Origin of the sequence: Rhodopirellula sp. UBA1907 (genome assembly GCF_002337565.1) — a bacterium.
GTDB classification, from domain to species: Bacteria; Planctomycetota; Planctomycetia; order Pirellulales; family Pirellulaceae; genus Rhodopirellula; species Rhodopirellula europaea.
Map to the genome: position 1 here is coordinate 191,342 of NZ_DDGH01000094.1, position 9,030 is coordinate 200,371.

The window sequence follows — 9,030 nt, forward strand, 5'->3', positions numbered from 1 at the left end:
CTTTTCTTCGCTTCTCAATGAGACCTCGCCCGATGTCAAAAGGCCGGATCACGATCCAGGACATTGCCAATCGAGCAGAAGTCTCCAAGAGCACCGTTTCACGCGTCCTCAACAGCCCGCTGATTGTCCAAGCCGACAAACGCGAACGCGTGATGGCGACAATGGCGGAACTGGGCTACGAACCTAACCAAGTCGCTCGATCGTTGGCCGGTGGCCGCTCGATGACGATCGGGATCGTGACCCAAAACATCGGCACGCCGTTTTACGACTCGGTCGTGCAAGGCGTGATGCAAGGGCTCAATGGGACCGGCTTCTCACCCATCGTCGGCGACGCGATGCTGAAACAGAATCTGTTTCTCGACGCCGCCCGAACTCTGATGGGACGAAATGTCGACGGATTGATTTTGATCGCGGGCGACATACCGCCTGAAAAAATCGAAGAACTCGGCGAGCAAAAACCAACACTGGTCGTCGCGAGAGAAATGCCGAATTGGAATGGCGTCAACATCGCAACGAACAACTTCCAAATCGGTGCCAACGCGACGCAAACGCTGATCGATCACGGACACCGAAAAATCGTTCACATCGCGGGGCCTGCGGATCACATCGATGCGATTGGCAGGCTCGCTGGATTCCAACACGCGATGCAGCAAGCCGGAATCGAGGTGACCAACGATCACATCATCCACGGGGACTTCCACGCGGAATCCGCCGCGGACGCGACCGAGACATTGGCACAGCGCGGTGTGCCCTACACCGCGATCTTTGCCGCGAATGACCTGATGGCATTCGGTGCACGACTGGCTCTCCATCGCCGGCAGGTTTCCGTTCCCGATCAGGTTTCGTTGATTGGCGTGGATGATCAACCGGAATCGGAGTGGATGATCCCGCCACTGACCACCATCCGCCAGCCCGGTAAAGAGATGGGCCAGGCCGCAGCCACCGCCATCATCGCAATGATCAACGGCGGCCAACCAGACTTGCCAACACTCGGCGGCGACGTCGTCTTACGTGAATCGGTTCAGCAAAGAACTGCGACGTAGCTGGCCTCGATACTAACGACGTTTGTAGCGTCAGGGCGCGAGCCCTACGGTTTTGCGGCACCGGGCGGCTTGCGCCGCACCGCTATGTGAGGTCGGTGTTTTAAATCGGTTATTTCTCGGCGGAGGGACCACCGAGCTACAATTGCAACGCAGGCCGCTTCGTCAGAACAGCCACTTCTCCAGGTGCATCATCCACACCAGCACCAACATCAGCAACGTAACCAACGAAACTGTCATTCGCGTCGCCCACTTGTGACCTGACTCGACTCGCAACCCGCGAGCGTAAAGCACAAACGATGTCCCGATCATGATCGTCAGCACGTTGACGCAGACCAAGATCAGCGGACCAAACACCGGCCATCCACGTTCGGTCGATTCCCAGACATTGAACGATGCCTGCAAACCCGCGGTCGAAATGGGCGGCACCAACGCCGCCGCGATCGCCGCTCCCGCCAAAGCCGACGACAAGTGACTTCGCGTGCGAGCGTATGAAGCAGCCATACCGCCGACCAAACCTACGCAAAAATCTAAAGGCGATGGATTGCAACGGCCCCACATCTCATCCGTCACGACCGGATGATGCACCAACCGAACCAGCAATCCAAACAGGAAGCTCGATCCAAACGCGCCCGCGAAACCGATTCCAATCGACAGCATCGAACGCCGAAACAATGGACGATTGCCATGAGCCAGCGATAACCCAGCACCCATGATCGGCGTCATCAAAGGTGCAATCAACATCGCACCAATGATCACCGCCGCCGAATTCTGCAGCAAACCAAATGCGGCCAACATCGCCGCCGCCGAAATCAACCCAAGGAACTCCAAACTGGGCTCGGAACCTTCCTCGAGAGAACGAGCCAACTCCAACCGAGCGTCGCGATCCATCGGCTCGGCCACATGACCGGCCCAATACCGAACGCTCGCCGACAACGACTGATTCCAACTCTCTTTCCGACTGACCAACGCCACCGAGGCCTGCGTCGATTGACCAAGCAACGCTCGAGCAACTTTGTAGTGCGACTCAGACGAAGGCTTCGAACCAAACGGCACCCAAATCAAATCGCCGGGATCACAACGCTGGCGTTCCAGACTCAGTGCTTTCTCGATCGCCGCATCAATTGGGTCAGGATGCTCTGACTCGGAATCAGACGGCGACTCACTTTGCTTGGCTAGCTCGGTCAACCATTCGTGATCCAAATGCAATCCGGGATCCATCCCTAACAAACGCCGCGAGATCCACCGCGTTACTTTGTCAGACGAATCGTCGATCGAGAAAACATGACGAGACGATTCCGGCGGCGTTCCCTTCGAACTCAGCCAAACTGATTTGATCGCACACCGATCGAACAAGGTCGCTTGGAACCGGTCGTCATCCACATCGTCGACCATCAACAACAAACGCGAATCCCACTTGGCCAGCTGCAGCGAAATCGCCTCCACATCGGCTTCCACTCGCTCGACGCGATTGGGTGACTTCGTGGCTGCTTGCTTCGCCGCCCCAGCCCCGATGCTCTCCAGCTCCTTTTGACTGCGAAGCTCCAGCGTTCGGTGATCCAACCCCAGCACCAAAATGTCCGCTCGCAACTTCATCGATTCTGCGAATTGACGAAGCCAGGGCAGCCCATCGGCCAACTGCTTCTGCGAACCGACCAGCAACGTGACGCTCATGCCCGCGAACCCAACAAGCTTGCCGCGGCCTCGTCCAAAACAAACGTGACGCTTGGATGCTGCTGAAGAAACGAGGCCGGCATCTGCGAGGTAACCGGTCCGCGAACGGCTCGCTCGACCGCTTCCGCTTTCGACTCGCCCGTTGCGATCAAAACAATCTCATGAGCTTCCAAAATGGTCGCGATTCCCATCGTGAGAGCCCGCCGCGGAACGTCCTCGGGTGCTTCAAAAAAACGTGCATTCGCGGCGATGGTTTCTTCGGTCAAATCCACCACCCGCGTGCGACTGTCTTCCGTCGCACCAGGTTCGTTGAACCCGATGTGCCCGTTCGCACCCAAACCAAGCAATTGCAAATCGATACCTCCTGCTTCGGTGATCAATGCCTCGTATTGTTCTCCCGCTTTCGCCAGATCGTCCGCCGCTCCATCGGGCAGATGGGTTCGCTTTGGATCAAAGTCGGTCTCACCGAACAAACGAGACCGCATGTACGCGTGATAGCTTTGTGGATGAGCGGGCTGCAATCCAACGTATTCGTCCAAGTTGAACGTGGTTGCCTGCGAAAACGACAGGTGACCAGCTCGCACCTTCTCGACCAAAAGCTCATACGTTCGTTCGGGAGTTCCACCCGTGGCCAGGCCAAGAACACTGGCCGGTTCGCGACGAACCTGCTCGACGATGCACCCCGCCACTCGTGCGGAAGCCGATTCGTGGTCGGCAACAATCTCTAACTCAATCACGTTGATTCCGCCCACCCGTTCAAAAAGGAATCCAGAGTCACGCCCACTGTTTTTCTGTTTCAGCAACCGCCGCGGTCAGCCATCTTCGCATCGAATCGCCAGGCAAATCAGCCAGGCAATCTCGAACCCACTCCGGCACAAAGACGCGAACGCGTTTGACATGATTGTCGAATTGCCGGTTGGCCAACACCGACGCAACAGGCGAGACATCCCCCAGCGTCGCGACCTCGCCCGACCGAAGCACGATGTCGATGTTGATGTCGACCTCCAACTTAACGGGAGGTGCATCGATCAGCACCAACTCCGGGTCAATGGGCTTTCCAATCGCATCGCTGATAGAATCGGCCAATGGTTGCGAACAAGACGCGAGCCACCAATACGGACGCCTCGCCAGCATCTGGTGCATGTCTTCGCCGGACTCAACGTTGAACTCCGCCGCTCGCTTAAGCAACTTCCGAGTCGGCCCGAACAACCCATCGGCCAAACTTTTCACCGGTCCACCACGCTGATCCGCGGCTTCAACAAACCGACTGACCCAAGCTGACTCACTCAGATCCATCCACTCGGTGATGTGGGTTTTCTGACCGTGGACAGTTTGCTGCAACTCGTGAACGGCTCGCTGCAACATCGCGGTGGCGGACCGAACCGTGTGATGCCAATAAACTTCGCTGAACATCACATAGCGACCGAAGACCATCATCTCCGCCGCCGTGCGTCCTTTTTCGTGAATGGCCAGCTTCGGTCGATCCGGATGCCGAACCAACGAAGCGATGATCCGCATCGGATCAAAGTTTCGACCGTACGGGACCCCCGCATGCAGACTGTCGCGTTGCAAGTAATCCAACTTGTCAACATCGATTGGCCCACTCAGGCAGCTCGCATAAAACGCGATGTGCTCCGACGGAGTTGCCGCTGGATACTGATCGATCTTTTTCGGACACAGGATCGCCATGACGTCATCGGCGGTGCATGACCAGTCCGCCAGCAGTGCATCGGCGAGCGGCCCAGAACGCAGCATCGCTTCGACACGTTCCTCGTGTCGCGGCATGCCGGACTGGCCCATGTCTTCGATGGGATGGCAAAACGGCCAGTGACCAGCATCGTGCACCAAAGACGCGACAATGAAGGCTTCTGATGCACGAACGTCATTAGCGTCATGGGCTGCTGGGCGCTGATCCGCTCGGCTCGGCTCGCCGACCTGATTCAGGACTCGCAATGCCCAGGTGTAGACGCCGAGCGAATGCTCCAACCGGCTGTGCATCGCTCCCGGATAGACCATCGACACCAATCCGAGCTGACTGATCGACGCCAGCCTTCTCATCGGTGCGGTGTCGATCAATCGCTGAACACGAGCCGAGACAGGCACATCGATCGCCGGCGGAATCCGCAACCGCGACGGCCCGCGATCCATCAAATGCACTTCAGGAACACACACAGATTCGCGGTCGCTCAAACGGACAAGTCCTGAACCGTGCCATTCATTTGCCTGGTTCGATCGACGAAGGTTGTTTCAGCCGCCCTGGTAACCTCCACGGGGGAAGGCAATTGCACGAGATCGTCAACGAACTCCTCGTCTTCCCAATCTGGATCCAGCTCACGGCGTGCTCCCGGTTGTCCCGCGAGCGAAACGCCTGCGACCAGAGCCAGCAAAATCACGGTGACGAAATACAAACCGGATTGAGCCAGCCCGTTGATGAACTCCAGCTCAAACGCTCCCACCGAAACCGCCGCCCCGATCAAGATCATGACGGAAAACACAATCCCGGCCGTCGTCCAAGACATCTCGTTGGCATGGTCCAATTCCAACACGTACGCAGGAATGAACGCGTACACCAGCCAAATCGCAGCGTAAATCGCCGAGCAGATCAGGACTCGGTTGCGAAGCTCGACGCCCGCGTAGGGTTCCAATTCAGCGTCGTGAACGAAGCTGTACCCTGTTCGAACCACGGGCGGCGCAAGCAACAGAATCCCGACAATCTGAGCCCAAAGCGGAGCCCCACCCAACGCAAAGCGGAACCCAAGAGCTAGAAAGAGCATCCCAATGACAACGCCTGCTGCGATGTAGAGGTGCCGCCGCGTAAAATCGCGGTCTGTCCGAGTGATCGGCTTGAGGACGCTTTGTCCTTTTGAATCCTTCGGCCCATCGTCTTCGGGCGCGTGGATCGTGACAGCTTCGGAAGCGTCGGGGACCCGAATCGTCTTTTTACATGCCGGACAGGGCCCCTGCTTCCCAGCAAACTTGTCGCTGACTTGGAACCGTTTCAGACAATTTGGACAAGTGACTTGAATCGGCATGGGGGGCGGCGAACCGGTCGAATCGGGACGAAAATATCAGACGGCGGTGCACATTGTGACGGCCGAAAACGAGCGAGGTGTGGGTTGTAGCGAGAGCTTAACAGAAAATGAATCCGATTACGCCAGCACTGGCGAGTTCGCCGATTCACAATCCATGACACCAACTAATCTTCTCAGCATCCCTGGGAAGTTGCTCCTCCGCCCGCTCAGCGTGCTATGGATTGAGTAGCTTTTCACGCCGCGACTCGGGTGCCCCAACGGGGGCGATTAAAAGTTGCGGAGGGGGAAGCGAATTTGGTTCAGGAAGCTAAAATGGACCTGAACCAGATACATTGAAGTCGTGCAATGCGTGCAGCCCCACCAGGTCGCACCCGATGCCGCAACTTTGAGAACTTAACAATCATCCAGATGTGGAAAGTCCGATTAGGCGACGAATTCACTCTGGCTGAACTTTCCGGCCCGCCGGCGGTGATAATGAAACAAGTGTCACCCAAGTGGACGAAGTCCGCGCTGACCAAACGATTTCCTGGCCGAAACGACCGGCACCAGTCATAACCCGCCGCGTCAGCAAGGCCAGCCAAGCCTCCCGTAGGCCAGGTCTCACCTGGCACCCCAACCGATGCTTCCGCCAGGAAGCGAGTCGTCCCCCAAAGCATCCGCCTGTGGCCCTGAGCCCCTGCGGCCCTTTCCCACTTCCCAACAATGCCCCAAAAGATCTTCGTTGCTGGACACCGAGGCATGGTCGGATCGGCCATCCTTCGCCGATTTGCTGACCGCGATGATCTGCATATCGTCACCCGCACTCGGACCGAACTGGATCTTTGCAACCAAGCCGCTGTCAACGAATTCTTCGAATCGGAACGCCCCGACACTGTTGTCTTTGCGGCAGCCAAGGTCGGCGGGATCCACGCCAACGCGACCTACCCCGCAGATTTTGCCTACGACAACACCATGATGGCGGCCAACGCCATCCACGCAGCGTTTCAAACAGGTGTCTCACGGTTTCTGTTTTTAGGTAGCACCTGTATCTACCCGCGGATGGCACCTCAGCCGATCCAAGAAGACGCTTTGCTGACCAGCCCGTTGGAAGAAACCAACGAGGGATACGCCCTGGCAAAAATCATGGGGCTAAAGCTTTGCCAGTACTACCGACAACAGCATGGCGCACTCTTCCATAGTGCGATGCCGACAAACCTTTATGGCCCGGGCGACAACTACCACCCTGACAACTCACACGTAATTCCGGGCCTCATTCGCCGCTTCGACGCGGCAGCGAAAGAGAACGCCAGCTCAGTCACCGTTTGGGGCAGCGGTAAACCAAGACGTGAATTCCTGCACGTCGATGATTTGGCCGCCGCGGTGGAACACCTGCTCAAGCTCGAAAACCCTCCGAACTGGGTCAACGTTGGAACGGGAGTCGACCTCACAATCGCCGACCTCGCCAAGAAGATCGCAGACGCGACTGGCTTCGAAGGACAAATCGTACAAGACGCCAGCAAACCCGACGGGACCCCCGTCAAATGCACCGACATCAGCCGAATCCGATCCACCGGTTGGCAACCAACCATCAGCCTGGACGATGGCCTCACCCAAACCGTCGCCGACTATCGACAACGAGCCCAATCCGGCGAAGTCCGTTCGGTCTAGCCTCTACGTCACCAACCACCACCCGCTGTCATAACCCGCCGCGTAAGCAAGACTTGTCGAATATGCTCTAGATTGGCCACTCTCGGCCGACTTCTAAAACTCCGACGGGCAAGAGTGCCCATCCTACATGCATTAAAACGCCATAGAAAACTCAAACGACAAGCCGGCGAGCAAGGCGTCCATCCTTTATAGCCCACTGTAGATTTAGCCGATGGGCGTTAGCCCCGGTTGGCGTCTGATTAACCGCCGCTAACGCGGTACGGCTCATTCAATCAACAGCCCGCGCAAGCAAGGCATTCCCCAACACTCCGTACCCGCATTCGCCAGAATTCAAGACCCCCTGAACCTGCGGCCGTGAGCCCCTGCGACCCTTTCCCACTCTTTTCCTACCATGACCAAAACCGCACTCATCACCGGCATCACGGGCCAAGACGGCTCCTACCTCACCGACTTGCTGCTGGAAAAGGGCTATCAGGTCCACGGGATCGTTCGTCGCAGCAGCTCCTTCAATACCGACCGGATTGATCACGTCTACAAAGACCCGCACGAGTCTTCCAACCTGCACTTGCACTATGGCGACCTGACGGACGGTCAAAACATGACCAACCTCGTCTTGGACATCCAACCGGACGAGATCTACAACCTCGGTGCCCAGTCACACGTGCGGGTTTCATTCGACTCGCCCGTCTACACGGTCCAAACCGTTGGCCTCGGTTCGCTGAACGTTCTCGAAGCCGCTCGCCAGCTCAACAAGCAAAAACCAACTCGCGTCTATCAAGCCAGCAGCAGTGAAATGTTCGGCGACGTGATCGAAACACCTCAAACTGAAACGACACCGTTTCAACCACAGAGCCCCTATGCATGCGCCAAGGTTTACGCCTTCCATCAAACGGTGAACTACCGGCACGCATATGACTTGTTCGCCAGCAACGGCATCCTGTTCAACCATGAGTCGCCACGTCGCGGCGAAACGTTTGTGACTCGCAAAATCACTCGTGCAGCAACACGGATCAAACTGGGACTGCAAGACAAGCTGTATCTCGGGAACCTCGACGCCAAACGTGACTGGGGATACGCCAAAGATTATGTCGAAGGCATGTGGCGAATCCTCCAGCACGACGAGCCCGATGACTTCGTCCTAGCCACCGGCGAAACTCAAACCATTCGCCAATTCCTTGACTACACCTTCGAAGCCTTGGACCTTGATTGGAACAAGTACGTCGAGATCGACCCACGTTACTTCCGCCCCACCGAAGTTGACCTGCTGCTGGGCGACTACTCCAAAGCCAAAACCAAACTCGGTTGGGAGCCAGAAACCAGCTGCAAACAACTGGCTGAGCTGATGGTCGAGCACGACCTCGAACTCGCCAAGACCGAATTGGCCCAACAGTCACTCTCATAACCCAATGTGGGATAGGCTTCTAGCCTGTCATTCCGCATATCACCTGTTCCCCACGTCACCTGTAGGTGACGAAGCCCCCTTCGTCGCTTCCCCCACCGAGCCTATTAGCCGCAGAGCGTTAGCTCCGGTTCCCTGGCAGCCACCCTCATCACAACCCGCCGCGTAAGCAAGGCCCACCCCGTAGCCGGACTCGGCCATCCAACATCGTGCACCTCTCCCGAAACGAAGTTTGGGG

General features: G+C 57.2%; 7 protein-coding genes. 3 read left to right on the plus strand and 4 right to left on the minus strand.

What is annotated here, in order from left to right; translation table 11 throughout:
- Positions 1-32: 32 nt before the first annotated feature.
- Complete coding sequence (locus B2R17_RS22355) at positions 33-1,043, plus strand: substrate-binding domain-containing protein (RefSeq protein ID WP_286765736.1); 1,011 nt, start codon at positions 33-35, stop codon at positions 1,041-1,043.
- 162 nt (positions 1,044-1,205) lie between these two features.
- Here B2R17_RS22355 and B2R17_RS22360 read toward each other — a convergent pair whose 3' ends face one another.
- From B2R17_RS22360 to B2R17_RS22375, 4 genes are read right to left on the minus strand one after another with little or no spacing between them, the layout of a single operon-like run.
- Positions 1,206-2,714 (minus strand): DUF389 domain-containing protein, encoded by a 1,509-nt coding sequence (locus B2R17_RS22360; protein ID WP_286765737.1) that lies wholly within the window; start codon positions 2,712-2,714, stop codon positions 1,206-1,208.
- Positions 2,711-3,466: a glucosamine-6-phosphate deaminase gene (nagB, locus tag B2R17_RS22365; protein ID WP_286765825.1), complete on the minus strand. Its 756-nt coding sequence runs from the start codon at positions 3,464-3,466 to the stop codon at positions 2,711-2,713. Before nagB ends, B2R17_RS22360 begins: the two co-directional genes overlap by 4 nt.
- Positions 3,467-3,488: 22 nt before the next feature.
- Entirely contained in the window at positions 3,489-4,886 is a 1,398-nt protein-coding gene (locus B2R17_RS22370) for a metal-dependent phosphohydrolase (protein ID WP_339886725.1), read from the minus strand.
- Positions 4,887-4,900: 14 nt separating this feature from the next.
- The gene (locus B2R17_RS22375) at positions 4,901-5,746 is read right to left on the minus strand and encodes a hypothetical protein (protein WP_286765739.1); all 846 of its coding nucleotides are present in this window, start codon (positions 5,744-5,746) and stop codon (positions 4,901-4,903) included.
- A gap of 702 nt (positions 5,747-6,448) precedes the next feature.
- Between B2R17_RS22375 and B2R17_RS22380 the strand changes: the two genes are divergently transcribed.
- Positions 6,449-7,393, plus strand: a complete 945-nt coding sequence (locus B2R17_RS22380) for a GDP-L-fucose synthase family protein (RefSeq protein ID WP_286765740.1) — start codon at positions 6,449-6,451, stop codon at positions 7,391-7,393.
- A gap of 391 nt (positions 7,394-7,784) precedes the next feature.
- The gene (gene gmd / locus B2R17_RS22385) at positions 7,785-8,795 is read left to right on the plus strand and encodes a GDP-mannose 4,6-dehydratase (protein ID WP_286765741.1); all 1,011 of its coding nucleotides are present in this window, start codon (positions 7,785-7,787) and stop codon (positions 8,793-8,795) included.
- The last annotated feature ends 235 nt before the right edge of the window (positions 8,796-9,030 follow it).

Excerpts from the sequence above, each read along its gene's own strand:
- B2R17_RS22375 (WP_286765739.1), bottom strand. The coding sequence starts at position 5,746 with ATGCCGATTCAAGTCACTTGTCCAAATTGTCTGAAACGGTTCCAAGTC.
- gmd (WP_286765741.1), top strand. The coding sequence starts at position 7,785 with ATGACCAAAACCGCACTCATCACCGGCATCACGGGCCAAGACGGCTCC.
- B2R17_RS22360 (WP_286765737.1), bottom strand. The coding sequence starts at position 2,714 with ATGAGCGTCACGTTGCTGGTCGGTTCGCAGAAGCAGTTGGCCGATGGG.
- B2R17_RS22380 (WP_286765740.1), top strand. The coding sequence starts at position 6,449 with ATGCCCCAAAAGATCTTCGTTGCTGGACACCGAGGCATGGTCGGATCG.
- B2R17_RS22355 (WP_286765736.1), top strand. The coding sequence starts at position 33 with ATGTCAAAAGGCCGGATCACGATCCAGGACATTGCCAATCGAGCAGAA.